Origin of the sequence: Polaromonas sp. (assembly GCF_036676035.1) — a bacterium.
In the GTDB taxonomy this organism is placed as follows: domain Bacteria; phylum Pseudomonadota; class Gammaproteobacteria; order Burkholderiales; family Burkholderiaceae_C; genus Polaromonas.
The window spans coordinates 1-25,846 of the sequence record NZ_JAKFDR010000123.1 but is presented as its reverse complement, the minus strand read 5'-3'; the positions used below and the strand labels follow the sequence as shown (position 1 = coordinate 25,846).

General features: G+C 64.6%; 22 protein-coding genes. 13 read left to right on the top strand and 9 right to left on the bottom strand.

What is annotated here, in order from left to right; genetic code table 11:
- Positions 1 to 30: 30 nt before the first annotated feature.
- Positions 31 to 1,596, bottom strand: coding sequence for a murein biosynthesis integral membrane protein MurJ (gene murJ, locus V6M61_RS19265; protein WP_332778214.1), 1,566 nt, complete (start codon positions 1,594 to 1,596; stop codon positions 31 to 33).
- 239 nt (positions 1,597 to 1,835) lie between these two features.
- Between murJ and rpsT the strand changes: the two genes are divergently transcribed.
- Positions 1,836 to 2,138: a 30S ribosomal protein S20 gene (rpsT, locus tag V6M61_RS19260; RefSeq protein ID WP_332778213.1), complete on the top strand. Its 303-nt coding sequence runs from the start codon at positions 1,836 to 1,838 to the stop codon at positions 2,136 to 2,138.
- A 283-nt stretch (positions 2,139 to 2,421) separates the two neighbouring features.
- On the opposite strand, the gene V6M61_RS19255 is transcribed toward rpsT, so the two are convergent.
- Positions 2,422 to 2,733 carry a DUF3579 domain-containing protein gene (locus V6M61_RS19255; RefSeq protein ID WP_332778212.1) on the bottom strand — a complete coding sequence of 104 codons (312 nt, stop codon included), beginning with the start codon at positions 2,731 to 2,733 and terminating at the stop codon, positions 2,422 to 2,424.
- Between the two features lie 240 nt (positions 2,734 to 2,973).
- Here V6M61_RS19255 and V6M61_RS19250 point away from each other — a divergent pair, with 240 nt between their 5' ends.
- Both V6M61_RS19250 and argF read left to right on the top strand, forming a co-directional pair.
- Complete coding sequence (locus V6M61_RS19250) at positions 2,974 to 4,188, top strand: aspartate aminotransferase family protein (RefSeq protein ID WP_332778211.1); 1,215 nt, start codon at positions 2,974 to 2,976, stop codon at positions 4,186 to 4,188.
- 2 nt (positions 4,189 to 4,190) lie between these two features.
- Positions 4,191 to 5,114, top strand: coding sequence for an ornithine carbamoyltransferase (gene argF, locus V6M61_RS19245; protein WP_332778210.1), 924 nt, complete (start codon positions 4,191 to 4,193; stop codon positions 5,112 to 5,114).
- A 56-nt stretch (positions 5,115 to 5,170) separates the two neighbouring features.
- Here the strand turns inward: argF and V6M61_RS19240 are convergent, their stop codons facing one another.
- Complete coding sequence (locus V6M61_RS19240) at positions 5,171 to 5,935, bottom strand: SDR family oxidoreductase (protein ID WP_332778209.1); 765 nt, start codon at positions 5,933 to 5,935, stop codon at positions 5,171 to 5,173.
- A gap of 182 nt (positions 5,936 to 6,117) precedes the next feature.
- Here V6M61_RS19240 and kynB point away from each other — a divergent pair, with 182 nt between their 5' ends.
- The 3 genes from kynB to kynA are packed head-to-tail and all read left to right on the top strand — an operon-like array spanning position 6,118 to position 9,046.
- The gene (kynB, locus tag V6M61_RS19235) at positions 6,118 to 6,783 is read left to right on the top strand and encodes an arylformamidase (RefSeq protein ID WP_332778208.1); all 666 of its coding nucleotides are present in this window, start codon (positions 6,118 to 6,120) and stop codon (positions 6,781 to 6,783) included.
- 14 nt (positions 6,784 to 6,797) lie between these two features.
- Positions 6,798 to 8,159, top strand: a complete 1,362-nt coding sequence (gene kynU / locus V6M61_RS19230; RefSeq protein WP_332778207.1) for a kynureninase — start codon at positions 6,798 to 6,800, stop codon at positions 8,157 to 8,159.
- A gap of 2 nt (positions 8,160 to 8,161) precedes the next feature.
- The gene (gene kynA, locus V6M61_RS19225; protein ID WP_332778206.1) at positions 8,162 to 9,046 is read left to right on the top strand and encodes a tryptophan 2,3-dioxygenase; all 885 of its coding nucleotides are present in this window, start codon (positions 8,162 to 8,164) and stop codon (positions 9,044 to 9,046) included.
- A gap of 77 nt (positions 9,047 to 9,123) precedes the next feature.
- Here the strand turns inward: kynA and V6M61_RS19220 are convergent, their stop codons facing one another.
- Positions 9,124 to 11,076, bottom strand: a complete 1,953-nt coding sequence (locus V6M61_RS19220) for a sigma-54-dependent Fis family transcriptional regulator (RefSeq protein ID WP_332778205.1) — start codon at positions 11,074 to 11,076, stop codon at positions 9,124 to 9,126.
- A 365-nt stretch (positions 11,077 to 11,441) separates the two neighbouring features.
- Between V6M61_RS19220 and adh the strand changes: the two genes are divergently transcribed.
- Both adh and V6M61_RS19210 read left to right on the top strand, forming a co-directional pair.
- Positions 11,442 to 12,962, top strand: coding sequence for an aldehyde dehydrogenase (adh, locus tag V6M61_RS19215; protein ID WP_332778204.1), 1,521 nt, complete (start codon positions 11,442 to 11,444; stop codon positions 12,960 to 12,962).
- 10 nt (positions 12,963 to 12,972) lie between these two features.
- Entirely contained in the window at positions 12,973 to 13,116 is a 144-nt protein-coding gene (locus V6M61_RS19210) for a DUF779 domain-containing protein (RefSeq protein WP_442957818.1), read from the top strand.
- 232 nt (positions 13,117 to 13,348) lie between these two features.
- Here the strand turns inward: V6M61_RS19210 and V6M61_RS19205 are convergent, their stop codons facing one another.
- The 3 genes from V6M61_RS19205 to V6M61_RS19195 form a co-directional block, all read right to left on the bottom strand.
- Positions 13,349 to 14,545 (bottom strand): FAD-dependent monooxygenase, encoded by a 1,197-nt coding sequence (locus V6M61_RS19205; protein ID WP_332778203.1) that lies wholly within the window; start codon positions 14,543 to 14,545, stop codon positions 13,349 to 13,351.
- Between the two features lie 79 nt (positions 14,546 to 14,624).
- Complete coding sequence (locus V6M61_RS19200) at positions 14,625 to 17,558, bottom strand: aconitate hydratase (protein ID WP_332778202.1); 2,934 nt, start codon at positions 17,556 to 17,558, stop codon at positions 14,625 to 14,627.
- A gap of 127 nt (positions 17,559 to 17,685) precedes the next feature.
- Positions 17,686 to 18,111 (bottom strand): hypothetical protein, encoded by a 426-nt coding sequence (locus V6M61_RS19195; protein WP_332778201.1) that lies wholly within the window; start codon positions 18,109 to 18,111, stop codon positions 17,686 to 17,688.
- 165 nt (positions 18,112 to 18,276) lie between these two features.
- On the opposite strand from V6M61_RS19195, the gene V6M61_RS19190 reads away from it, so the two are divergent.
- Positions 18,277 to 19,110: a helix-turn-helix domain-containing protein gene (locus V6M61_RS19190; protein ID WP_332778200.1), complete on the top strand. Its 834-nt coding sequence runs from the start codon at positions 18,277 to 18,279 to the stop codon at positions 19,108 to 19,110.
- A 134-nt stretch (positions 19,111 to 19,244) separates the two neighbouring features.
- Complete coding sequence (locus V6M61_RS19185; RefSeq protein WP_332778199.1) at positions 19,245 to 21,461, top strand: molybdopterin-dependent oxidoreductase; 2,217 nt, start codon at positions 19,245 to 19,247, stop codon at positions 21,459 to 21,461.
- A 126-nt stretch (positions 21,462 to 21,587) separates the two neighbouring features.
- On the opposite strand, the gene V6M61_RS19180 is transcribed toward V6M61_RS19185, so the two are convergent.
- Entirely contained in the window at positions 21,588 to 21,956 is a 369-nt protein-coding gene (locus V6M61_RS19180) for a nuclear transport factor 2 family protein (protein ID WP_332778198.1), read from the bottom strand.
- Entirely contained in the window at positions 21,953 to 23,410 is a 1,458-nt protein-coding gene (locus V6M61_RS19175; RefSeq protein ID WP_332778197.1) for an MFS transporter, read from the bottom strand. Before V6M61_RS19175 ends, V6M61_RS19180 begins: the two co-directional genes overlap by 4 nt.
- 203 nt (positions 23,411 to 23,613) lie before the next feature.
- On the opposite strand from V6M61_RS19175, the gene V6M61_RS19170 reads away from it, so the two are divergent.
- From V6M61_RS19170 to V6M61_RS19160, 3 genes are all read left to right on the top strand, one after another.
- A complete protein-coding gene (locus V6M61_RS19170; RefSeq protein ID WP_442957821.1) occupies positions 23,614 to 24,552 on the top strand; it encodes an AraC family transcriptional regulator in 939 nt (312 codons plus the stop codon).
- A gap of 31 nt (positions 24,553 to 24,583) precedes the next feature.
- Complete coding sequence (locus V6M61_RS19165; protein WP_332778195.1) at positions 24,584 to 24,733, top strand: hypothetical protein; 150 nt, start codon at positions 24,584 to 24,586, stop codon at positions 24,731 to 24,733.
- Positions 24,734 to 25,028: 295 nt separating this feature from the next.
- Positions 25,029 to 25,688: a dihydrofolate reductase family protein gene (locus V6M61_RS19160; protein WP_332778278.1), complete on the top strand. Its 660-nt coding sequence runs from the start codon at positions 25,029 to 25,031 to the stop codon at positions 25,686 to 25,688.
- Positions 25,689 to 25,846: the final 158 nt, after the last annotated feature.

The following is a 25,846-nucleotide window of genomic DNA, read 5'->3' as shown; positions in this document are numbered from 1 at the left end:
CGCGGGTACCGCCCTGACTGGTTAGAGTTGCTAACGCCGCAGCAGTTGCCGCAGCTTCAGCCCGGAGACCCAAAGCGCTACAAAATAGATAGCTGCTGACGCAATCAATACAAGGGCCAGAAGCCCAATTCGCTGCAAATAAAGATCGCGCATGCCGACCCAGCTGACGGTGGCGGCCGCCCACAGCAGAAACACCGCCAGCAAGGCGCTGGCGGCCAGCACCTGCAGCGCAAAAACGCCCCAGCCCGGCGCGGGCTGGTAGCTGCCGCGCCGGATCAGCCCGACCAGCAGCCACGAGGCATTGATCAGGGCGCCGATACCGATGGCCAGCGCCAGCCCGGCATGCTGCAAAACCGGCACCAGCACCAGATTAAGAAGCTGCGTGAGCACCAGCACCACCACCGCAATGCGCACCGGGGTTTTGATGTCCTGGCTGGCATAAAAGCCCGGCGCCAGCACCTTGATCGCCACCAGCCCCAGCAAGCCCGCGCCATAGCCCATCAGCGCCGTGGTGGTCTGCTGCACGTCACGGTCGGAAAAAGCGCCATAGTGGTACAGCGTGGCCACCAGTGGCTGGGCAAACGTGAGCAGCGCCACCGCGCAAGGCACGGCCAGCAGCACCACGATGCGCAGGCCCCAGTCCAGCATGGCGGAGTATTTGTCCGCGTCATTGGCGGCTTTGGCCGCGGCCAGCTGCGGCATCAGCACCACGCCAATGGCCACGCCCAGCAGCGCGGTCGGAAACTCCATCAGGCGGTCGGCATAGTTCAGCCAGCTGACACTGCCGGGCGTCAGGTGCGAGGCAATCTGGGTGTTGATCAGCAGCGAAATCTGCGCGACGCTGACCCCCAGCAGGGCCGGCAGCATCAACATCACTATGCTTTTGGTAGCTGGATCCGCCCGTGCAGCGCGCACTGCAGCCAAATTGAGTCCTATTTTCGGCAGCAGCCCCAGCCTGAGTAGGGCCGGCACCTGCACGCCCAGCTGCAGCAGCCCCCCCAGCATCACCCCGGCCCCCAGGGCATACACCGGCTCGATGCCCTGCGACTTGAACCAGGGTGCGCCCAGCCAGGCCGCGCCAATCATGGCCAGGTTCAGCAACACCGGCGTGGCTGCCGGCACGGCAAAGCGCTTCCAGGTGTTCAGCACCCCGGCCGACAAGGCCACCAGCGACATGAAACCGATGTAGGGAAACATCCAGCGCGTCATGAACACCGCCGCCTCAAAGCCGCGTGGCTCCTGCTTCAGGCCACTGGCCATGGCCCAGACCAGCACCGGCGCGGCGGCCACCCCGATCACGCAGGTCAGCAGCAGCGCCCAGCTCAGCAGCGTGGCCACCCGGTCGATCAGCAGCTTGGTTTCGGTCTCCCCCTGCTGAGTCTTGCTGGCCGCCAGCACCGGCACAAAGGCCTGGCTGAAAGCCCCTTCGGCAAACAGCCGGCGAAACAGGTTGGGAATGCGAAACGCCACATTGAAGGCGTCGGTCAAGGCGCTGGCGCCAAAAGTCGACGCAATCAGCAGTTCCCTCACCAAACCGGTGATTCGGGAAACCAGCGTCAGCAGGGAAACGGTGGAGGCGGCTTTGAAAAGTGACACAGCAGGAGTTTATGCGCTGATGCCAGCTCGCCAGCCCTTCCGGCGAAGTTTTCTGGGCGCGCGGCGCCTAACGCAATCTCCGGCGGGCGCAATCAATTTTTCGACGGGCCGCCCCTAGAAAAATTAGCCCCCTCGGGGGGCAGAGAGCCACACGAAGTGGGCGAACGTGGGGGCGTTATATAATCATGGGCTTCGCTTGCAACATCCACAGACTCCTACCAGGATTAAAGGAACCATATATGGCTACCGCCAAACCCAAGAAAAAGAACCCGCGCCTTGCGTCGGGCCGCAAACGCGTCCGCCAGGACATCAAACTCAATGCCGCGAACACCTCGCTGCGCTCCAAATACCGTACCGCTGTGAAAAACGTCGAAAAAGCCGTTGTCAGCGGTGACAAGGCGAAAGCCACCGAACTCTTTGCCAAAGCGCAAAGCATTGTGGACATCGTGGCCGACAAGGGCATCTTCCACAAAAACAAGGCTGCTCGCGACAAGAGCCGCCTGTCCGCCAAGGTGAAAGCCCTGGCCACCAAAGCCGCCTAAGCATTTAGGCAAATCGCCCGGACTGATTCTTCGGTCCGCCGTTTTGTAGGGTGCGCTGCAAGCAAAGCAAAAAGCCGTCGAAAGACGGCTTTTTTGTTTTCCATTTCCCGTTTTAAGTTTCACCACGGATGTGCCAGAAAGCGTAGCGAGCGGGTGCGAGGCAAGGCGCACGGAGCGCAGCAACCGGCAATGTACTTCAGGTATTCGAGGATTGCGACTGAAAGGGAGATGGGGCCCTTTCGTTCCCATCCGGCGCAACGCCGCATCGTGCCCGCGCTTAGCTTTATGGCTTATCCGGCAGCAGACAGGCCTCGGCGATCTGCAGATCATTGTCCCTGGCAAAGTTCAGCACAAAGTCCCAGGCCATGGGCTCGATCTGGCGCAGCTCACTGTTGACCACCACGCATTTGACGCCGTTGATCACCGTGGGAACGCACCAGGGAGAGTAAGTCAGGTGGCTGCCGGGGTGGGGGCCGCCCGGGCGGAAATGGCTCATCACACCGCACAGCCTGTCCGCCCAGTCGCTGGGCCGGAAGGTTTTGCCGTCACGGGTGATGCCCTGAATGAAGACTTCTTTGGCGGAGTTGGAGACCATCGGGTGGAGGTTTTTTGCGCGCCAAGGGCGAGGATATTGCCCATGCTGCGCCGCACAAGTATTCTATCTTATATAAGACTTAGGACCTGTCATTCTCCTGTCGTTGGAATCACCACGATCGGGCATTGCTGTGATGCAGGAACGTCACCAAAGGCCGCATAGTCTGCGCCTAAAATCACTTCAGGCCCCGCCACTTTAGCGCGGCCACCTTCTTTTAGCCATGTTCCCCGGAGTTTTCGCATGACTGCTGCCCTGCCCCACCACATCGAAGCCGCCTCTCCCCACGTGATGAACACCTACGGCCGTCTGCCGATAGCGCTGTCGCATGGCCAGGGCTGCCGCGTCTGGGACGTCAACGGCAAGGTCTATCTGGATGGATTGGGGGGCATTGCGGTCAACACCGTCGGCCACAACCACCCCAAGCTGGTGCCGGCCCTGCAGGAGCAGATTGGCAAGCTGATTCACACCTCCAACTACTACCATGTGCCGCTGCAGGAGACGCTGGCGGCCAAGCTGGTGGAGCTGTCGGGCCTGGAAAACGTGTTCTTTTGCTCCACCGGCCTGGAAGCCAACGAGGCCGCCCTGAAACTGGCCCGCAAGTTCGGCCACGACAAAGGCATTGAAAAGCCCGAAATCGTGGTCTATGAAAAAGCCTTTCACGGCCGCAGCATTGCCACCCTGAGCGCCACCGGCAACCCCAAGGTGCAGGCCGGCTTTGGCCCGCTGGTCGAGGGCTTTATCCGCGTGCCCCTCAACAACATGGACGCGCTGAAAGCAGCCACGGCCAACAACCCCAACGTGGTGGCCGTGTTTTTTGAAGCGATTCAGGGCGAAGGCGGCATCAACACCATGAAAGACGACTACCTGCGGCAGGTGCGCAAGCTCTGCGACGAGCGCGACTGGCTGCTGATGATCGACGAAGTGCAGTGCGGCATGGGCCGCACCGGCAAATGGTTTGCGCACCAGTGGTCGGGCGTCAAGCCCGATGTGATGCCCCTGGCCAAAGGCCTGGGCTCGGGCGTGCCGATTGGCGCCGTGGTGGCCGGCCCCAAGGCCGCCAGCATCTTCCAGCCCGGCAATCACGGCAGCACCTTCGGCGGCAACCCGCTGGCCATGCGAGCCGGCGTGGAAACCATCCGCATCATGGAAGAGGAAGGCCTGCTGGCCAATGCGGTCAAGGTGGGCGAGCACCTCAAGGCTGCGCTGGAACGCGAGCTCGCCGGGGTGGCGGGCGTCAAGGAGATTCGCGGCCGCGGCCTGATGCTGGGCATCGATTTAACCAAACCCTGCGGCGATCTGGTCAAGCGCTGCGCTGAAAATGGCCTGCTGATCAGCGTGACCGCCGATACGGTCATCCGCATCGTGCCCTCGCTGATTCTGACGACGGCCGAGGCCGATGAAATCACGGCCATTGTGTGCCCGCTGATCAAACAGCTGTTGCAAGAAAGCGCGTGACCATGGCCAGCCCCCTGAAACACTATCTGCAGTTCAGCGACCTCAACGCCGGCGAGTACGCCTACCTGTTCGAGCGCGCCGCCATCATCAAGAAAAAGTTCAAGGCCTACGAAAAGCACCAGCCGCTGACCGACCGCACGCTGGCCATGATTTTTGAAAAAGCCTCCACCCGCACGCGCGTGAGCTTTGAAGCCGGCATGTACCAGCTCGGCGGCTCGGTGGTGCACCTGACCACCGGCGACAGCCAGCTGGGCCGGGCCGAGCCGATCGAAGACAGCGCCAAGGTCATCAGCCGCATGGTGGATCTGGTGATGATCCGCACCTACGAGCAGACCAAGATTGCCCGCTTTGCCGAGCATTCACGCGTGCCCGTCATCAACGGCCTGACCAACGAGTTTCACCCCTGCCAGATCCTGGCCGACATCTTCACCTACATCGAGCACCGCGGTTCCATCCAGGGCAAGACGGTGGCCTGGGTGGGCGACGGCAACAACATGGCCAACACCTGGCTGCAGGCCAGCGAGATCCTGGGCTTCAAGGTGCACCTGAGCACCCCCAGCGGCTACGAGGTCGACCAGTCGGTGGCCGGCATGCGCTCCGCCGACAGCTACCAGGTGTTCAAGGACCCGATGCAGGCCTGCGCCGGCGCCGACCTCGTGACCACCGACGTCTGGACCAGCATGGGCTACGAAGCCGAGAACGAAGCGCGCAAAAAAGCCTTTGCCGACTGGTGCGTGGACAGCGAGATGATGCGCGTCGCCAAGCCCGATGCGCTCTTCATGCACTGCCTGCCCGCGCACCGCGGTGAGGAGGTGGAAGCCGACGTGATCGACGGCCCGCAATCGGTGGTGTGGGACGAAGCGGAGAACCGGATGCATGTGCAAAAGGCACTCATGGAGTACCTGCTGCTGGGTAAATTAGCCTGAGCCAAGGGCATTTCTCGACGGGCCGCGTCTAGAACACCCTGCCCGTTGAGGCCAACCTAGCCGCGCCCCACAAACGGCATCTTCGTGGCCATGATGGTCATGAACTGCACGTTGGTGGACAGCGGAAGCGCCGCCATGTGAACCACCGCGTCGGCCACTTCTTTCACATCCATCATCGGCTCAACGGCGATCTCGCCGTTGGCCTGGGGCACGCCTTGGGCGATGCGTGCTGAGAGCTCCGTCAGGGCATTGCCAACATCAATCTGCCCGCAGGCAATGTCGTACTTGCGGCCATCGAGTGAAATGGATTTGGTGAGACCCGTGATGGCGTGCTTGGTCGAGGTGTAGGGCGCTGAATTGGGCCGTGGTGCGTGGGCGGAAATCGAGCCGTTGTTGATGATGCGGCCACCCTGCGGCAGTTGCTCCTTCATCAGTTTGAAAGCGCCCTGCGCGCACAGAAACGAGCCGGTCAGGTTGATGTTGACGATGTTTTGCCATTGCTCAAAAGCGATGTCTTCAAAATTCACACCGATGCCGCTCACGCCGGCATTGTTGAACAGCACATCGAGGCGACCAAACACTTCCTTGATTCTGGCAAACAGCGCGGCGACAGATTCAGGCTGGCTCACATCGGTGGCCACGGGCAAGGCGCGGCTGGTGCCCGACTCTTTGGCCACATCATTGAGTGGCTCAATGCGCCTGCCGGCCAACACCACGCTGTAACCCTCTTGCAAAAATGCCAGCGCGACCGCCCTGCCGATGCCGGTACCTGCGCCGGTCACGAGGGCCACCTTGTTACTTGCTGTGTCCTGGGAGTTCATGGAGTGCCTTTTGTCGCTTTAAAAGTGAATGCAATAGTAAGCTGATGCCGAAAAACCGGATTGTGCCGGAGGCCTTCCGGGGCTTGCAACGAGATTGCAATTACTTTAGGCTTAAACTATTTTCAAATACTGTTGGAAATAACCGACACCACGGCTTTTTCAGCGGTGCTACCTTTGCAGTCATGACAGCCAGAGCCCTCCCATCCACCACCGCAAAGCCCTTGAGACTTTGGGACATATCACCCCCCGTGGCGCCAGGCTCGCCGGTTTTTCCGGGCGACACGCCCTACCAGCAGCAATGGGCCGCGAGCATCGCGCCGGGCTGCCCGGTGAACGTCAGCACCATCACCTTGTCGCCGCACATCGGCGCACATGCCGACGCGCCGCTGCACTACGACCCGCAGGGCGCCACCATCGGTGCGGTCGATCTCACGCCCTATATCGGGCCGTGTCGCGTCATTCACGCCATCGCCAAAGGGCCGCTGATCGAGTGGGAGCACCTGGCGCATGCCGTACACGACCTGCCGCCGCGCGTGCTGGTTCGCACCTACCAGCGCATGCCGGTCGAGCACTGGGACCCCACGCTCGCGGCCTACGCGCCCGAAACCGTTGAGCGCCTCGCAGCGCTCGGCGTCAAGCTGATCGGCATCGACACCGCCAGCATCGACCCAGCCGAGAGCAAAACCCTGGACAGCCACCAGGTGATCCGCCAGCGCGGCCTGCGCGTGCTGGAAAACCTGGTGCTTGATGAGGTGCCCGAAGGCGACTACGAACTGATTGCCCTGCCGCTCAAGCTGATGACGGCCGATGCCTCCCCCGTTCGCGCAGTCTTGCGCGAACTCCCCTGAAAGATGAACCTGACATGACCACAACTCTGCAAGATTGCCGCGCACTCGATGCGCAAGACCCGCTGCGCACCCTGCGCGAGCAGTTCAGCCTGCCCGAAGGCGTGATTTACCTGGACGGCAACTCGCTTGGCGTGCTGCCCAAAACCGCGGCGGCCCGCGTGGCCGAAGCCGTCACCAGCGAATGGGGCCAGGGCCTGATCCGCAGCTGGAACAGCGCGGGCTGGTTCAGCCTGCCGCAGCGCCTGGGCGACAAGATTGCGCAACTGATAGGTGCAAAACCCGGCGAGGTGGTGGCCACCGACAGCACCTCGATCAATCTCTACAAGGTGCTCAGCGCGGCGCTCCATATCGCCGCGCAGGACGCGCCACAGCGCAAAGTCATCGTGAGCGAGCGCAGCAACTTCCCAACCGACCTCTACATCGCCCAAGCCCTGTGCAAGGAACGCGGTTACCGTCTGCAACTGGTGGAGCCCGAAGAAATTGCAGGCGCCCTGACCGCCGAGGTGGCCGTGCTGATGCTGACGCATGTCAACTACCGCACCGGTGCCATGCACGACATGGCCGCCGTCACGGCCGCCGCCCACGCTGCCGGTGCCTTAACGGTTTGGGACCTGGCGCACAGCGCGGGCGCCGTCCCCGTGGACCTGAACGGCGCGAAGGCCGATTTCTCGGTGGGCTGCGGCTACAAATACCTGAACGGTGGCCCCGGCGCGCCAGCCTTTGTCTGGGTCAACCCCCAACACGCCAACCGCTTCTGGCAGCCGCTGGCCGGCTGGTGGGGCCACGCAGCACCGTTTGAGTTCACACCCGACTACCGCCCAGCCCCCGGCACTGCCCGCTACCTCTGCGGCACCCAGCCCATACTGAGCATGGCGGCGCTGGAGTGCGGGCTGGATAGCGTGCTGGCCATCGAAGCCCATGGCGGCATGGCTGCGCTGCGTGCCAAATCGCTGGCCCTCACCGATTTGTTCATCGAACTGGTTGAGGCGCGCTGCGCAGGCCACGGTCTGGGGTTGGCCACGCCGCTCGAACACGCGCAGCGCGGCTCGCAGGTGTGCCTGACGCTTGAGCACAGCCCCCACGCTCCACCGCTTCGCGGGTCGCTGCCCCCCGAGGGGGCCGTCACCGCCTTGGGGCGGCCCGGCGGCGGTGAGTCAGCCGCTTACGCCATCGTGCAGGCGCTGATTGCGCGCGGCGTGATTGGTGACTTCCGTGCGGGCGACGGCAAACAGCACCTGGACATCCTGCGCTTCGGCTTCACGCCGCTCTACATTGGCTTTGAAGACGTCTGGAATGCCGTGGAGCACCTCAAGCAGGTACTTGACACCGGCGAGTGGCAAAGCGCCGAATTCAACCAGAAACACGCGGTGACCTGATCATGTGCCCTCACGCCCACCCCCCTGCCCAACCCAAGCACGGCTCGGCCCTGACGCCCGAACGCATCGTCCACGACGAGAAGGCGCAGCTCGACTTCAGCCGCGACATGAGCTATGGCGACTACCTGCAGCTGGACGCCATCCTGAACGCGCAAAAACCACTCTCGCCCGCGCACGACGAGATGCTGTTCATCATCCAGCACCAGACCAGCGAGCTGTGGATGAAGCTGATGCTGCACGAGCTGCGCGCGGCGATCCGCTGCGTGGCGGCCGACGACCTGGGCAGCGCCTTCAAGATGCTGGCGCGCGTGAGCCGCATCATGGAGCAGTTGGTCCATGCCTGGGACGTGCTGGCCACCATGACGCCGCCCGAGTACAGCGCAATGCGCCCCTACCTCGGGGCGTCAAGCGGCTTTCAGAGCTACCAGTACCGCTGCATCGAATTCGCCCTGGGCAACAAGAACGCCGCCATGCTCCAGCCGCACGCCCACCGGCCGGACCTGCTGGCGCAGGTACAAGCCGCCTATGAAGCCCCCTCGCTCTACGACGAGGCCCTGCGCCTGCTGGCGCGCCGCGGCCTGGCCGTGCCCGCCAGCCACACCGAGCGCGACTGGACCCAACCCTACCCCGAAAGCGCAGCAGTCGAGCAGGCCTGGCTCACTGTCTACCGTGACCCCAAGCAGCACTGGGACCTGTACCAGCTCGGCGAGGAACTAACCGACCTCGAAGACGCCTTCCGCCTCTGGCGTTTCCGCCATGTGACCACAGTTGAGCGCATCATCGGCTTCAAGCCCGGCACGGGCGGCACCAGCGGCGTCAGCTATCTGCGCAAGATGCTGGACGTGGTGCTGTTTCCGGAGATCTGGAAGCTGCGGACGGATTTGTAGCCTCTCCATGAGGTCAAAAGAAGCCTCCAGCCCGCATGAAACCTGCGTGAATCACCCCTGAAGGGAGAGAAGATCATTCAGACTTTTCCGCGCAGTTTGCGGTACAAGGTGTTGCGGCTGATCCCCAAACGGCGCGACGCCTCGGAAAGATTGCCCTGCGATTCACCCAAAATGCGTTCAATGGTCCGCCGGGACACTTCCCGCAGATCCGGGTCGGCCTCGTCTCGCGCCGCGCGTGCGGCAGCCTCTGGCACCTGCCGCAGGGCCTGGGCCAGGTCGTCGGGCAGATGGGTCCAGCCGATCACGGTTTCGTGGTCGTCCAGCAGGGCGCAAGCGGTGCGCAGTGCGTTGGCGAGTTGCCGTACATTGCCGGGCCAGCGGTAGCCGCGCAGGGCCTGCAGCAGGTCGGGGGCCACCTGCAGCTCGCGCTCGGGCAGAGTGTCACGCAACTGCTGCTCCAGCAGGTGGTCCAGGTCCGAGCGTTCGCGCAAGGCCGGCAGCTGCAGCGTGAGGCCGTTGAGGCGGTAGTACAGGTCTTCCCGGAAACGGCCGCTCTGCATTTCCTGCGGCAGCTGGCGGTGCGTGGCGCAGATCAGCGCAAAGTCCACCGCCACCGGCTTGCCGCCACCCAGCGGCACCACCTGGCGCTCCTGCAGCACGCGCAGCAGGCGGGCCTGCAGCGGCAGCGCCATGTCGCCAATTTCGTCCAGAAACAGCGTGCCACCCTGAGCTTCACGGATACGGCCGGGCGCACCCTCGCGCCGGGCGCCGGTATAAGCACCGGGGCTGTAACCAAAAAGCTCGGCCTCGATCAGGTTTTCCGGCAGGGCCGCGCAGTTGACTGCCACAAAGGGCTGGCTGCAGCGGGGCCCGCTGGCATGCACGGCACGTGCAAACACTTCCTTGCCCACACCGGATTCGCCCTGCAGCAGCAGCGCAATCGGCTTGCCCATCACCTTGCGGGCGCGTTCGATGGCGGCGCGCAGCACCGCATCCCCCGTATCCAGCGCTGCCAGTGCGTCAGCCATTGCCGCGCCTCCCAGAGGACTTGGGCGGACCTCAACGGGGTCCGGCGTGAGCGGGCTCGGAGTATGACGGCCGGCCTCCACCCGCATCCAAAACGCCCGACCCGCGGCGGTATGCACCACGCGCGGCGTGGTGGACGGGCGTCGGCACCAGTCCTGCAAGGTGGGCAGGTTGACGGCCAGCAGGGCGTCCAGCGTCGTGCGGCCAATATCGATCCAGGCCAGGCCCAGCATGTCCAGTGCGACCGCGTTGGCGCCCGTCAACAGACCGTCTTCGGCCAGCGCCACCAGCCCTTCGGCAACGGTGCCAATGCCTTCGGACTGGGCGTGTAAGCGCAGCCGCAGGCCGCCCGCATGGCGGGTGTCAAACAGCCTGTGCTCGATCATGCGCGCGGCTGAGCGCACCAGGCCCAGCGTGTGCCGGTGGTAGCCCCGGTGGTCGCCCGAAATATCGAGTGCTCCGAGCAGCCGCCCTGCGCAGTCGTGGATGGGAGCCGCCGCACAGGTGAGAAAGCCGTTGCGCTCCAGATAGTGCTCTGCCGCATGCACCACCACGGGCAAGCCGTCGGCCAGCGCGGTGCCGATCGCGTTGGTGCCCCGGTAGTGCTCGTGCCAAGTGGCCCCGGGCCGCAGGGCCACCCGCTCGGCCCGGCTCACGAACTGCGGGTCGCCCAAAGCATGCAGCAGCATGCCGTCTGCCCCGGCGAGGATGACCATGCTGTCGGTGTCACGTGTGTGGTCAAACAGGAACTCCATGACAGGATGGGCATGGGCTACCAATTCGTGCTGGCGCTCCTGCGCGCGCGCCAGTTGCGCCGCGGATGCATGCGGCGCACCGGGCATGCGGCCACAGGGTTGCAGCCCTGCTGCCCAGCTGCGCTGCCAGGAGCGGGCCAGTTCGAGCTGGATCAGGTCGGCAGGCAAGGCGCCGCTGTCCATCAGGATGCGGCGCGCTTGACGGAGTTGGCCCGGCGCTGGGCGGGCCTGGAGTACAGGGGATTGCATGGCCGAATGTCTCCTAGGTTGGGCGGGATGGGTGCGCCATCTCCAGCATTGCAACTCCGGCATGGATGCAACTATGTGATTGTGCGGCATGTGCGGGACCGGTTTCAGCAAAAATCGTCGGGTGAACTGTTCCGTTTCGTGACACCTGTACCGAACCTGTACCAAAAACATCCGCCCCGCCAGAGGCCGTGGCAGCCCGAGAACCCTCTGTGGCACCGATTTGGGCCGACATTGCCCCCTTTTCATGCAGAAGGCGGTGCTGGCACAACGCATGCAAAAGGCACTCCCCGAAACGGTCGCAACCCGTGTTGACGCCGGATCAAGCCCTTATCCAGTTCATTCCATCCATACAGCAGGAGACAACCATGCTTTACGCCAATCCCGGCACCGCCGGTGCCAAAGTCACGTTCAAGCCCCGTTACGACAACTTCATCGGCGGCAAGTTTGTTGCCCCCGTGAAAGGCGAGTACTTCGACGTCATCACCCCCATCACCGGCAAGCCTTACACCCAGGCCGCCCGTTCCACTGCTGAAGACATCGAACTGGCGCTCGACGCCGCACACGCCGCCGCCGCCCAGTGGGCGCGCACTCCGGCCGCTGAACGCGCCAATATCCTGCTCAAGATCGCCGACCGGATCGAGCAGAACCTCGAATTGCTGGCTTACGCCGAAACCGTCGACAACGGCAAGGCCATCCGCGAGACCCTGAATGCCGACATCCCGCTGACCGTCGATCATTTCCGCTATTTCGCCGGCTGTCTGCGTGCCCAGGAAGGCAGCCTGAGCGAAATCGATGAAAACACCATCGCCTACCACTTCCACGAGCCGCTGGGCGTGGTCGGCCAGATCATCCCCTGGAACTTCCCGATCCTGATGGCCGCCTGGAAACTGGCCCCGGCCCTTGGCGCTGGCAACTGCGTAGTGTTGAAGCCCGCCGAATCGACGCCGATCTCGATCATGGTGCTGGTCGAACTGATCGCCGACCTGTTGCCACCGGGCGTGCTCAACGTCGTCAATGGCCATGGCCGCGAAGCCGGCATGCCGCTGGCCTCCAGCAAGCGCATCGCCAAGATCGCCTTCACCGGCTCCACCGCCACCGGCCGCGTCATCGCCCAGGCCGCCGCCAACAACCTGATCCCGGCGACCCTGGAATTGGGCGGCAAGTCGCCCAACATCTTTTTCGCCGACATCGCCAACGCCGACGACGACTTCTTTGACAAGGCCATCGAAGGCCTGGTGCTGTTCGCCTTCAACCAGGGCGAAGTCTGTACCTGCCCGTCGCGCGCCCTGATCCAGGAATCGGTCTACGACAAGTTCATGGACCGCGCCCTGGCCCGCGTCAGGGCCATCAAGCAAGGCAGTCCGCTCGACACCGAGATCATGATGGGTGCCCAGGCTTCCCAGATGCAGATGGACAAGATCCAGACCTACCTCGCCCTGGGCAAGGAAGAAGGCGCGCAGGTGCTGATCGGTGGTGACCGCGCCCGGCTGCCCGGTGATCTGGCCGGTGGGTACTACATTCAGCCGACCCTGTTCAAGGGTCACAACAAGATGCGCATCTTCCAGGAAGAAATCTTTGGCCCGGTGCTGGCCGTCACCACCTTCAAGGACGAAGCCGAAGCCCTGGCCATCGCCAACGACACGCCCTACGGCCTGGGCGCCGGCGTATGGACCCGTGACGGCAGCACCGCCTACCGCATGGGCCGCGCCATCCAGGCCGGTCGCGTCTGGACCAACTGCTATCACGCCTACCCGGCACACGCCACTTTCGGCGGCTACAAGGAATCGGGCATCGGCCGCGAAACCCACAAGATGATGCTCGACCACTACCAGCAGACCAAGAACCTGCTGGTGAGCTACAGCCCCAAGGCCCTCGGCTTCTTCTGAGGTCGAATGCGTGTCCGCAACGCCCGCTGCGCTGGCCCTGATCGACACGCTGCGCCAGACGCACGGGCCGCTCATGCTCCACCAGTCGGGCGGCGGCTGCGACGGCACCTCGCCCATGTGCTACGTGCTGGGCGAGTTGATGGTGGGCGACTGATGCGCGCAGCCCCCTGGAGGGACATTTCCCTGGCATCGCACCGGAGCATGAGCCTCGCAAGCGCTGCACCAGCGGCGTCAGCTACCTGCGCAAGATGCTGGACGTGGTGCTGTTTCCGGAAATCTGGAAGTTGCGCACGGATTTATAAGAAAAGTAGCTGTAGCCCATATAAAACGTGTGCAGCAAGCTACTCTTTTAATAGCAAAAGCAGCAAAACAGAAAGCCCCGAAACTCACGCCTGCCTGGGCGTCGCCCCGTACAGCCAGGGCACATCCAGCAGCCGCTCACCCAGCAGCTTGAGCGCCATGTCGCGCCCCCAGCGCACCAGGCCGTCCGCGTGAAAGATCTGCCCGTTGCGCAAGGCTCTAGCCTGCACCCGGGCATTGCGCTGCCAGCGATTGAGGGCGTAGCGCTGCAGCATGGTCGGCACATCGAATGCCGGGTCCAGTGCCTGCATGAGCGCATGGCCCAGCTCGGCCGCGTCTTCAAGGGCCATGCCAGCGCCCTGCGCCAGATAAGGCAGCATGGGGTGGGCCGCATCGCCCAGCAGGGCCACACGGCCCACCGCCTGCTGGTGAGCCCCGGCCATCGGCGGGCGGTCGCACAGCGCCCACACGCGCCAGCCGTCAATTGCCGCGATCAGGTCCTGCAGTGCCGTGCAGGTGCCGGCCAGCGCGGCAGCAAGTTCGCCGGCGTGGTGGTTGTGGTCCCACTGGTCGAGATCGCCTTCCAGCTGGCCCTGCACGATCGCCACCACATTGAGCCATTCTCCCGCGCGCACCGGGTAGTGCACCACATGCAGGCGCGGGCCCAGCCAGGCCGTGATGTGGCTGCTGCGCAAATGCGCTGGCAGGCTGGCCTGCGGCAGCAAGGCCCGGTAAGCCAGGTGACCGGTCTGGCGCGGCAGGCCGTCACCCAGCAGGCGCTGGCGCACGGTGCTCCACAGGCCGTCGGCGCCAATCAGTGCGTCCGCTTCAATTTCAAGGGCGCCTGCCTGCACCGTGACCGCCTGGGCGGTCTGGCTGAAAGACTGCAGCGGGCGGCCCAGGTGAAACTTCACGTCCTGCTGCTGCACGGCAGAAAGCAGCAGGCGATGCAGGTCAGCCCGGTGTACGGTGGCGTAGGCGGCGCCATAGCGCTGGACCATCGCGTCGCCCAGCGGCAATTCGCCCAGCGGCTGGCCGGAGACGGCATTGCAGACCTGCAGGCGGTCGGGAAATGCCGCCACGGCCTGCAGGGCCTCGGTCAATCCCCAGCCGTGCAGCACCTTGACGACATTGGGGCCGAGCTGGATGCCCGCGCCGACCTCGCTGAAGGCGGGTGCCCCCTCAAACAGACGCACCTCCCAGCCCGCACGCGACGCCGCCAGCGCCGCCGCCAACCCGCCTATGCCGCCACCGGAAACTATCACGCCCCCACGGTCATTCACTGCGTGTAATTCCCTGCCCCCCCGAGGGGGCTAATTTTCCTTGGGGCGGCCCGGCGGAAAATTGCTATGGCTCGCCTGCTCATGAAGCGAGAAGCTGCCTGAGTACGTAAGGCAGGATGCCGCCATTGCGGTAGTAGTCGACCTCGATCGGGGTGTCGATGCGCAGCGTGGCCACCACTTCCTGGCGCGAGCCGTCGGCACGCGTGATCACCAGCGTGGCGTCGCTTTGCGGCTTGAGTTCGGGATGGGGCAGCACATCGATTTCCTCGTTTCCCGTCAGGCCCAGCGACTGCCAGGAATCACCGCCCTTGAACTGCAGCGGCAGCACGCCCATGCCGACCAGGTTGCTGCGGTGGATGCGCTCGAAACTTTTGGCCACCACGGCCTTGATGCCCAGCAGCTGCGTGCCCTTGGCGGCCCAGTCGCGCGAGGAGCCGGTGCCGTATTCCTCACCCGCGAAGATCACCGTCGGACGGCCTTCGGCCATGTACTTCATGGCGGCGTCATAGATGAACATCTTCTCGGGGACAGTGCCCGCGCCATTGCGGTACAGCGTCACGCCGCCCTCTTCGCGCGAGCCGTCGGGCCCGGCCGGAATCATCAGGTTCTTGATGCGCACGTTGGCGAAGGTGCCGCGCATCATCACGTCGTGGTTGCCGCGGCGCGCGCCGTAGCTGTTGAAGTCGGCTTTCATCACGCCGTTTTTCAGCAGCCACTGGCCCGCCGGTGAGCTCTCCTTGATCGAGCCGGCCGGTGAAATGTGGTCCGTGGTGATGGAGTCGCCAAACAGCGCCATGACCCGGGCCTTCTTCACCGAGTAAGCATCATTTTGGCCTCCAGCCCCCGTCTTACCCGCGCCAGCAGCTACGTTTTCCATAGCAAAATCATTGAAGAACGGCGGCTCGGCAATGTAGGTGCTGGCCGGCCAGGTGTAGCTGTCGCCCGACACGCCATGGATGTCGCCCCACAGCTTGCCCGGCTCGGTCTTGACCTTGGCGTAGTTCTCACGGAAGGCCTTGCCGTTCATCGCGAACTTCATGAGCTTGTAGATCTCGTCGCTGGTCGGCCAGATGTCGCCCAGGTACACGTCCCTTAACTTCCCATCTTTACCCTTGCCCTTGCCGACCGGCTCGGTCATCAGGTCGCGCAGCACAGTGCCGGCAATGGCGTAGGCCACCACCAGCGGCGGGCTGGCGAGGAAGTTGGCTTTCAGGTTGGGGTGGATGCGGGCCTCGAAGTTGCGATTGCCCGAGAGCACGGACGCGCACACCAGATCGTTCCGGGTGATCAGTTCGTTGAGTTCGGGCGTCAGATCGCCGGCATTGCCGATGCAGGTGGTGCAGCCGTAGCCGGCCAGTGCGAAGCCCAGCTTTTCCAGATAGGGCAGCAGGCCGGTCTGCGTGAGGTATTCGGTGACGATGCGCGAGCCGGGCGCCAGTGAGGTCTTGATGTGCGGCTTGACCGTCAGGCCTGCCTCCACCGCCTTCTTGGCCAGCAGGCCGGCGGCCAGCAGCACGCTGGGGTTGGAGGTGTTGGTACAGCTGGTGATGGCCGCGATCAGCACGTCGCCATGACCCACCGTAATACCGATGCTGGTGTGCTCCGGCGCACTGGCCAGGGCTTTGCTGGCCTCCAGCGTCGGGCGGTTGAGCACCATCTCGGCCATGTCGCGGGCGGCGCCGGGTTTAAGCGGCGGCGCCAGCGGCGCTTCGCTGCCGGACGAGGCGCCGTTGGGGCGGATCGGGTAGCGCGTCAGGAGCCTGTCGGCATGCTGGTTAAAACCGTTCTCGGCATTCGGCTTGCTGAACAAGGAGGCAAACTGGCCCGCCACCTTGCCCAGCTCGATGCGGTCCTGCGGGCGCTTGGGGCCGGCCAGGCTGGGCGTCACGTCGCCCAGGTTCAGCTTGACCACCTGCGAATAGTCGATCTCGCCCGAAACGGGCACGCCGAACAGGCCCTGGGCCTTGAAATAGGCCTCGAAGGCTTCGATCTCGGCCTTGGTGCGGCCGGTGCCCTTGAAGTAGTCAATGGTTTTTTCATCAACCGGGAAGAAGCCCATGGTCGCGCCATACTCGGGCGCCATGTTGCCAATGGTGGCGCGGTCCGGCAGCGCGAGCGTGCGCGTGCCCTCGCCGAAGAACTCGACGAACTTGCCGACCACCTTTTTCTGACGCAGCAGCTCCGTCACGGTCAACACCAGGTCGGTAGCCGTCACGCCTTCGCGCAGCCGGCCGGTCAGCTCAAAACCCACCACGTCGGGCGTGAGGAAGTACACCGGCTGCCCCAGCATGGCGGCTTCGGCCTCGATGCCGCCCACGCCCCAGGCCACCACGCCAATGCCGTTGATCATGGTGGTGTGGCTGTCCGTGCCGACCAGGGTGTCGGGGTAGTAGACACCGTCATCGGTCTTGTGCACGCCGCGCGCCAGGTATTCGAGGTTGACCTGGTGCACGATGCCAAAGCCCGGGGGCACCACGCCAAAGGTGTCAAAGGCCTGCATGCCCCATTTCATGAATTCGTAGCGCTCGCGGTTGCGCTGGAACTCCAGCTTCATGTTGAGGTCCAGCGAGTCTTTCTTGCCATAGTGGTCCACCATGATGGAGTGGTCGACCACCAGATCGACCGGCACCAGCGGTTCGATACGTTTGGGGTCTTTGCCCAGCTTGAGCGCCACGCTGCGCATGGCGGCCAGGTCGGCCAGCAGCGGCACCCCGGTAAAGTCCTGCAGCACCACGCGTGAAACGACAAACGGAATTTCGTCGGTACGCGCGGCGGTGGGTTTCCAGTTGGCCAGCTGCGCCACATGCCCGGCCGTGACCTTTTTGCCATCGCAGTTGCGCAGCACCGATTCGAGCACGATGCGCAGGGAGACCGGCAGGCGCGCCACTTGGGGGAACTGTTTCGTCAGCGCAGGCAGGGAGTACAGCTTGCCGGTCTTGCCCGAGCTGGTTTTGAACGACTTGAGCGTGGCGGCAAAAGCATGGGCTGGCTGGCGTGGTGCTTTGGGGGGCATGGCGGGCTCCTTCAATCTTGTGAACGAGCCCTATTTTGGCAGGCAACCGGAAAGCGCGAAAGCCGGGGGTGTTCTGACGGCCCGGCGACCGGCCAATACAGCGCTGAAAGAAGGCAGCTTGCGAGCCTTACCAGGCCTGCTGCGCACCCTGCCGGCGCAGGCCAAAAAACTCCAGTTCAGCCAGCACACCGACCGTCACGGCCTGCACCACGATGAAAGCCTGGCCCAGCAGGGTGGGCGCCGTCAGGCCACCCAGCAGCAGGGCCAGGCAGCCGATCACCCAGAGCACGTTGCCGCCAATCACCAGCCAGACCAACTCGCCCGGCATGAATTGACGCGTGGCAACGAAGGCGATGAAGGCCGCCACGGCAAACAGCGCCAAACCGGACCAGAGCAGCAGATCGTGGGGGATGCCCAGCAGGCCGGCCAGAAAACCCGGGGCCAGCACCTGCAGCAGGCCTGTGGCCACGCCGGTGGCGGCATCAGCCCAGAGCACACGGCGCAGAAAATTGGGGGACGCGATGAGGGATGCAATGAGGGGTGTAGTGGACATGACAGACTCCTTGGGTTGAGATAGCTGGTTTGACTGAAATTAAATCAAGCACCGCATCAAGCTATCAATCACGCGGCATGGGGGCAATGATTCCCGCCTTCGCGCGGCCAGTCGATTACCCGGCAGGTAATGAGACGCCGGCCTGATTGGCTTTACGATGCGCTCATGGATGCAAGCACCCAACCCACCCACGCCGGGCGTCGCCCGGTCGCACAACCTTTTGGCGACCACCTGCGCCACTGGCGGCAGCACCGGCGCCTGAGCCAGTTCGATCTGGCACAGGAGGCCGACATCTCGACCCGGCACCTGAGTTTTGTGGAAACCGGCCGGTCCGTGCCCAGCCGCGAAATGGTGCTGCGCCTGTCTGAGCGGCTGGACATTCCGCTGCGCGAACGCAACGCCTTGTTGGTCGCTGCCGGCTACGCGCCCATGTACCGCGAACGGCCGCTGGACGACCCGGCGCTGAGTTCGGCCCGGCAGGCGGTGGAGCTGATCCTCAAGAGCCACGAGCCCTTTCCTGCCATCACCATCGACCGGCACTGGAACCTGGTGGCCGCCAACAGCGTGGTGCCCCACTTGCTGGCCGGCGCCGATGCCTCGCTGCTGCAAACCCCGGTCAATGTGCTGCGCCTGAGCCTGCATCCGCAGGGGCTGGCGCCGCAGATTGCCAACCTCGCGCAATGGCGCCACCACCTGCTCGAGCGCCTGCGCCAGCAAATTGCCGCCACCGCCGACCCCGTGCTCGCGGCCCTGCTGGAAGAGTTGCGCGCCTATCCCGTGCCGGCAGGCGCCGAAGACGAGCACCTGGAAGGCGAACACCTGGGCGTGGTCATGCCGTTCAAGTTTCGGACCCCGGGTGGTGTGCTGAGCTTCATCAGCACCACCACCATCTTCGGCACGCCGGTCGACGTGACGCTGCAGGAACTGGCGATGGAGACCTTTTTCCCGGCGGATGAGTTCACCAGGCAGGCGCTGCAGGCTTTGATGTCGCCGACGTGATCGACAGCCGGTTGAAACAGGCGCCAGATGCGGATTCAAAACGGAGAAGTTATGTACCCCCACGCTCACATTCGTTCACTGCCCCCCGAGGGGGTGCATGCCTGCCTTGAGGCGGCTCGGCGGGAGGCATAACCATGACGGACACCACTACCCACCACCGGATCTGCCCGCTGTGCGAAGCCTGCTGCGGGCTGGAGCTCAAGGTCAGGGACGGCAAGGTCATCAGCATTCGCGGTCACGATGCCGACGTCTTCAGCGCCGGCTACATCTGCCCCAAGGGCGTGGCGCTGAAAGACCTGCATGAAGACCCGGACCGGCTGCGCACGCCGCTCATCAAACGCGATGGCGAGTTCGTGCAGGCCAGCTGGGACGAAGCCTTTGCCGAAATCGGGCGCCGCCTGCCGCCCATCCTCGCGCAGCACGGCCGCCATGCCGCCGCCCTGTCGGTGGGCAACCCGTCGGCGCACAAGATCAGCCTGCTGCTGTACTTTTCGCGGCTGGCCAAGGCACTGGGCAGCCGCAACGTGTTCTCAGCGTCCACGCTGGACCAGATGCCCAAGCAGCTGTCCAGCGGGCTGATGTTCGGCCACTGGCTCAGCATTCCGGTGCCCGACATCACGCGCTGCGACTTCCTGCTGATGCTGGGCGCCAACCCTGTCGCATCCAACGGCAGCCTGTGGACCGTGCCTGACTTTCGCGGCAAGGCCAAGGCCATGCAGGCGCGCGGCGGCAAGTTGGTGGTGATCGATCCGCGCCGCACTGAAACCGCGGCCATGGCCGACGCGCATCATTTCATCCGCCCGGGCTCCGATGTGTTTTTTCTGCTGGGCCTCGTGCACACGCTGTACGACGAAAAACTGGTCAAGCTCGGCCGGCTGGCGCCCTGGGTCCAGGGCGTGGACGACGTCGGCGCGGCAGTAGCGCCTTTTTCTGCTGAAGCGGTTGCGGAGCGCTGCGGCATTGCAGCGGCCACCATTCGCCGGCTGGCGCGTACCTTGGCCAGCACCGGGCGTGCCGCCGTTTATGGGCGGCTGGGCACCTGTACGCAGGAATACGGCTCGCTGGCCAGCTGGCTGGTGGACGTGCTCAACATCCTGACCGGCCACCTCGACGAAGCCGGCGGCGCCATGTTTCCCAAGGCCGCAGCCTTTGCCGTCAACACGGCGGGCCCATCGGGCAAAGGGCGCGGCATCACTACCGGCCGCCACAAAAGCCGCGTGAGCGGCGCACCCGAAGTCTTCGGCGAACTGCCCATCACCTGCCTGGCCGAAGAAATCGAAACCCCGGGGCAGGACCAGATCAGGGCGCTCATCACGGTGGCCAGCAACCCGGTGCTGTCGTCCCCTAATGGCGCGCGGCTGTCCAAGGCGCTAGACCAGCTTGATTTCATGGTCAGCATGGACATCTACCTCAATGAGACCAGCCGCCACGCCGACGTGATTTTGCCCGGCCTCTCGCCGCTGGAAGACATGCACTACGACGTGGCCTTCCCGCAGTTCTCCTGGCGCAATCATGCGCGCTATAGCCAACCGGTGTTTGCCCCCGCCGAGGGCCAGCCGCCGGAATGGGAAACGCTGCTCAAGCTCGCGGCCATCGCCTCGGGCAAAGGGGGTCCGCAAGCCGACGCGAAGCAGATCGACGACGACAACTTTGCCGACGACGTGAAGCGCCTGTTCGGCGACCACGCCGGCGCGGTGCTGCAGGCCACAGCCGGTCTGCGCGGCCCGGACCGCCTGCTGGAACTGGCGCTGCGCAACGGCCCCTATGGCGATCAGTTTGGGCTCAAGCCCGAAGGCCTGAACCTGGCCAAGGTCAAGGCTGCACCGGGTGGCATCGACCTGGGCGAACTCGCGCCGCGCATTCCAGAGGCGCTGCGCACGCCCTCCGGCCAGATCGAACTGGCCCCGCCCTCCTTGCTGGACGACCTGAAACGGCCGGCCCAGGATCTGGCCCGTGCCGTGCCACAAATGGTGATCGTCGGGCGCCGGGACGTGCGCTCCAACAACAGCTGGATGCACAACCTGCCCCTGCTCGCCAAGGGCCCGTTTCGCTGCACTGCGCTCGTCCACCCCGCCGATGCGCAGCGCCTGGGCCTGGCCGACGGCTCGGTCGCGCGCATCAGCAACCAGGGCCGCAGCATCGAGGCCCAGGTGCAAGTGAGCGACGAGATGATGCCAGGCGTGGTGAGCCTGCCGCATGGCTGGGGGCACGACCTCGAAGGCACGCGCCTGGGCCTGGCCGCGCAGCGCCCGGGCGCCAACCTCAACGCGCTGCTCGACGAGAACGCGCGCGACCCGCTGTCGGGCAACGCAGTACTGAGCGGCGTGCCGGTGCAACTGGCGGCTACCTGAGGCCGGATGGAGCCGGGACAGGACGCGGTTCGGCTATGAGCTGACCGTCGCGTGCCAACACGCAAGCGGTTATTCACGGCAGGTTCAGTTAGAACACCTACAACCAACCGGCGCACCGGCTCGACGCTACGCAACGATGAACTGGTAGTCGCCGACGATGAGGCCGTCTGCATCGACATGGAGGAACTCGAGTCCGACGGCGACCACTTCACCGTTGCCCGGGCGGATCATCTCCCAGTTGAATGTGACGACCTCGCGCAGGGCTTGCGCGTTCCTCACCGCCCGGAACACAAATCCTCCGAGACGAACATTCTTGTCGTGCGAGCCGGTGACCCGCTGCTCCAGGGCTTCGTAGCCGCGCGCTTCGAGCGTTCTCACGTAGTGAACGCCATCAGGCAGCCAGAGCCGAGCGATCGCGTCTCGCCGTGCTGATGGGTCCGGCTCATTCCACAACGCGACATAGCGGTCGGCAAGGTGTTGCGCATCGATCATCATGATTGCTCCTCGGGAAGTGCGCTCCGGCTGAAGTGCCGGTACAGCGCGGCAACGCCCAACGACAGCGCGAACAAGTACAGCAGGCTGGCACCAAAAGCGCGTGCTGCGGCAGCAAGACCTGCCTCCTGACCCACCGCGCCATAGAACAGGATGCCGATCAGCGCCACCCCGAGCGCGTTGCCCACCTGCTGCACCGTCGCCAGCACGCCGGACGCAACGCCCGCATGCTGCGGTGGCAACCCGGCGAGCACGGTCGAAACCAGCGGCGCCATGACCATCCCGAGGCCGCATCCTTGGACCAGCAGCACCGGCAGCATGAGGGCAAGGTTCTCGGCGGACAGCCTTCCCACCATGCCGTACAGCGTCGCGTGGCCGGCGGCCAGCACCAGGGCACCGGCAAAGATCGCGTGCCGGCCGAGCCGTCGCGCGAACCACGGCGAGGCCATCGAGGTTGCGAAAAAACCGGCTGCCAGCGCGGTGAATACCAGGCCTGAGTTGAGCGGCGACAGCCCCAGCCCCTGCTGCAGGTACAGCGCCAGCACGAAGTAGAACGATGCGTTGCTCGCATAGAACATCAGCGTGACCAGCAAGCCCAGGACGAAGGGCCGCTGCGCCAGCAGCGCAGGCGCAACCAAAGGCTGGCCGCCGCGTGCAGACAGGCTGCGCTGGTAGTGCCAGAACGAGGCGAGCAGCGGCACCGACGCAGCCAGGCAGACGAGGCTCCACAGTGGCCAGCCCTCGTCGCGCCCTTGGACCAGCGGAAACACGGCTGCCGTCAGTGCTACCGCCACGAGCGCCATGCCTGGGAGGTCCAGGCGGTTCGCGCTCTGGCCTTGCATCGGCGGCAACACGCGGCCGCTCAATGCCAAGGCAAGCGCCCCAATAGGTACATTGATCAGAAAACAGCTGCGCCAGCCCAGCCCGGCCAAGTCGGCGTGGACCAGCAGCCCGCCGATGAGTTGACCGCTCGCCGCGCCCAGCCCCAGAGTCAAGCCATAGGCGGCGAAGGCCTTCGCACGCTCGGGCCCGCTGTAGAGCAGGCCCAGCATGGCCAGCACCTGCGGCTGCAGCAGCGCACCGGCGACGCCCTGCGCGATGCGCGCGGCCACGAGCACGGCTGCGTTGGGCGCCATGCCGCACGCCGCGGAGGCCAGGGTGAACAGCCCCACACCGACGACGAAGAGCCGGCGGCGGCCATGGATGTCGCCAAGACGTCCGCCGGTGATCAGCATCGCGGCGTTGGCCAGGCCGTAGCCGACGACGACGAGTTGCAGCGCGCCTGTGCTCGCATGCAAATCATGCTGAATGGACGGAATGGCGACATTGACGATGAAGAAATCGAGCACCACCATGAAGGTGCCGCTGAGCATCACCAACAGCGCGAGCAGGCTGGGACGCTGCGCGGCGCCTGCAGCAGGCGGCACGAACGCGGCGGAAGGGACGGTCTGGGACATTGCATCATTCCTGTTCGAAAAAACTGCACAGCGGCAGTGTGTTCAAGATCCGAGCGCTTGGCCATGACCTGTCAGGTCATGGTCCACGGGCCGCCGGGGGTAACGAGCGATCGCTGTGGAATGGATGCTACGGGCCGCCCTATGGACGAACAATGTTTAAAACGCTATATTTTTTATCCAATCATCCAAAATTCAACGCCTCCATGGACCCGCTCGACGAAGTCTTCTCTGCCATGCGCGTGGAAAGCGCCCTGTATGCCCGGCTGGAGGCCACAGCGCCCTGGGGCCTGAGTACCCGGCGAGGGGACAACCAGGCACGCTTCGGTCTCATGCTGCGCGGCGGCGGCTGGCTGACCCTCGACGAGGGCGCGAGCCACCGGGAGCCGATTGCCTTGGTCGCCGGGGATTGCTTCGTCATTCCCCACGGCCTGCCCTACACGCTGCGCGACGACCCGAAGTCGAGCACGGTGAACTGCGTCGACGTCGTGCGCGCGAACATCGGCGGCGTGGTGCCACTGGGCGGCGGCGGCGCGGGCACCACCGTGATCAGCGGCTGGTTCACCTTCGATCCGTACGGCGCGCGGCCGCTGCTGGACCTGTTGCCACCGCTGCTGCACATCCGCATGGACCAGGACCGCACCCATCTGCTGCAGGCCACGCTGCAATTGCTGGCGATGGAGACGGCGCAACGGGGTCTGGGCTCGGGCCTGATCGTCAGCCGCCTGGCGGATATCATCTTCGCACAGGCGGTACGGGCCTACATAGATTCGCTCGACGCCGAAGCCGATACCGGATGGCTCGCCGCGCTGTCGGACCGCCGCATCGGCGCGGCGCTGCATTTGCTGCACAAAGATGTCGCGTCCAGCTGGACCGTGGAGGCGCTGGCCGCGGCAGCCGGCATGTCGCGCTCGGCGTTTGCCCTGCGGTTCAAGGAAAAGGTCGGCCAGTCGCCGCTCGACTACCTCACGCGCTGGCGCATGTTCCGCGCCGGCCATTTACTGCGCCACACGGACAAGCCCTTGGCGGAAGTCGCCAGCAGCGTCGGCTATGAGTCCGAGGCGGCCTTCAACAAGGCCTTCAAGCGATCGACCGGCGCCGCGCCTGGCGCCTATCGTCGAAGTGCACTGCTTGCCGCCGTGTGACGCCTCATCTTCGCCGGGGACCATTGTCGGCGTGCGGCCACAACGGGCCCTTGGAAATCCCGCCGACGCGCAGCGCCCGGGCGCCAACCTCAACGCGCTGCTCGATGAGAATTGGCGCGACCCGCTGCCGGGCAACGCGGTGCTCAGCGGCGTGCCGGTGGAAATGTCGGCAGCGGGCTGAAAAAGGCTCGACGCTTTCGCCACGAATTGCTATCTATTTGATAGCTGTTTCCGCCCGTGATACCTGGGCTACAAGCATTATTTACCATTGCTCAGCAGTCCGTAACGAAGGCGACGCCAGCCATGCTGTCATTCTGAGCGCAGCGAAGAATCTTGCCAGCATACCGCGCCGCCTGTCGATCCTGAGGCCCTTCGTTCGTCGTATGCTTGAAGCGATGGAGGTCCGATCGGTAGATCGGGCCCGACCGCTGGTCCGCCGCATGGCGCCCGACATCCCCGAACTGGAGAAACACCTCATGTCCAAGCTCAGGATCAACAGCTTTGCAGTGTCCATCGACGGCTACGGCGCCGGCCCCAGCCAGAGCCTCAACAACCCGCTCGGGATCGGCGGCGTCGCGTTGCACGAATGGGCCTTTGCCACGCGCACGTTCAGACAGATGTTCGGTGGCGACGGCGGCACGACGGGCGTGGATGACGATTTCGCGGCGCGCGGATTCGCCAACATCGGAGCCTGGATTCTCGGGCGCAACATGTTCGGCCCGGTGCGCGGACCGTGGCCCGACGATACCTGGAAGGGATGGTGGGGCGCCAATCCGCCCTACCACACCCCGGTGTTCGTGCTGACCCATCACCCGCGCGCATCGATCACGATGGAAGGCGGCACGAGCTTCCACTTCGTGACCGATGGCATCCACGCCGCCCTGGAGCGCGCCAGAGAGGCAGCCCAGGGGCTGGATGTGCGACTGGGCGGCGGCGTCGCCACGATCCAGCAGTACCTGCGCGCCGGCCTGGTGGACGAGATCCACCTGGCGATCGCCCCCACCCTGCTCGGCCGCGGAGAGGCTTTGCTCGACGGCATCGATCTGCCAAGCCTGGGCTACCAATGCACGGAGCATGTCGGCACTCCGAACGCAATGCATGTCGTTCTGACGAGGCCGGGGCAACAGAAGCCGTGAGGCTGCTAGTGTGGTGTTGCATGCTTGACGGCACCAATAAAACCGATGGATTTTTGTTCAGGACAAGGCGCAAACCACAGCAATAGCCCCGCTATTGCGCGGATTTGCAACGCCGTCATGGACGAAAAGACGCGGTTTTATGTGCCGGATAGCGTGCA

Bases quoted from the DNA above. Each gene is read 5' to 3' on its own strand.
- rpsT (WP_332778213.1), top strand. From the start codon at position 1,836: ATGGCTACCGCCAAACCCAAGAAAAAGAACCCGCGCCTTGCGTCGGGC.
- V6M61_RS19255 (WP_332778212.1), bottom strand. From the start codon at position 2,733: ATGGTCTCCAACTCCGCCAAAGAAGTCTTCATTCAGGGCATCACCCGT.
- V6M61_RS19250 (WP_332778211.1), top strand. From the start codon at position 2,974: ATGACTGCTGCCCTGCCCCACCACATCGAAGCCGCCTCTCCCCACGTG.
- argF (WP_332778210.1), top strand. From the start codon at position 4,191: ATGGCCAGCCCCCTGAAACACTATCTGCAGTTCAGCGACCTCAACGCC.
- V6M61_RS19240 (WP_332778209.1), bottom strand. From the start codon at position 5,935: ATGAACTCCCAGGACACAGCAAGTAACAAGGTGGCCCTCGTGACCGGC.
- kynB (WP_332778208.1), top strand. From the start codon at position 6,118: ATGACAGCCAGAGCCCTCCCATCCACCACCGCAAAGCCCTTGAGACTT.
- kynU (WP_332778207.1), top strand. From the start codon at position 6,798: ATGACCACAACTCTGCAAGATTGCCGCGCACTCGATGCGCAAGACCCG.
- kynA (WP_332778206.1), top strand. From the start codon at position 8,162: ATGTGCCCTCACGCCCACCCCCCTGCCCAACCCAAGCACGGCTCGGCC.
- V6M61_RS19220 (WP_332778205.1), bottom strand. From the start codon at position 11,076: ATGCAATCCCCTGTACTCCAGGCCCGCCCAGCGCCGGGCCAACTCCGT.
- adh (WP_332778204.1), top strand. From the start codon at position 11,442: ATGCTTTACGCCAATCCCGGCACCGCCGGTGCCAAAGTCACGTTCAAG.
- V6M61_RS19200 (WP_332778202.1), bottom strand. From the start codon at position 17,558: ATGCCCCCCAAAGCACCACGCCAGCCAGCCCATGCTTTTGCCGCCACG.
- V6M61_RS19195 (WP_332778201.1), bottom strand. From the start codon at position 18,111: ATGTCCACTACACCCCTCATTGCATCCCTCATCGCGTCCCCCAATTTT.
- V6M61_RS19190 (WP_332778200.1), top strand. From the start codon at position 18,277: ATGGATGCAAGCACCCAACCCACCCACGCCGGGCGTCGCCCGGTCGCA.
- V6M61_RS19185 (WP_332778199.1), top strand. From the start codon at position 19,245: ATGACGGACACCACTACCCACCACCGGATCTGCCCGCTGTGCGAAGCC.
- V6M61_RS19180 (WP_332778198.1), bottom strand. From the start codon at position 21,956: ATGATGATCGATGCGCAACACCTTGCCGACCGCTATGTCGCGTTGTGG.
- V6M61_RS19175 (WP_332778197.1), bottom strand. From the start codon at position 23,410: ATGTCCCAGACCGTCCCTTCCGCCGCGTTCGTGCCGCCTGCTGCAGGC.
- V6M61_RS19170 (WP_442957821.1), top strand. From the start codon at position 23,614: ATGGACCCGCTCGACGAAGTCTTCTCTGCCATGCGCGTGGAAAGCGCC.
- V6M61_RS19160 (WP_332778278.1), top strand. From the start codon at position 25,029: ATGTCCAAGCTCAGGATCAACAGCTTTGCAGTGTCCATCGACGGCTAC.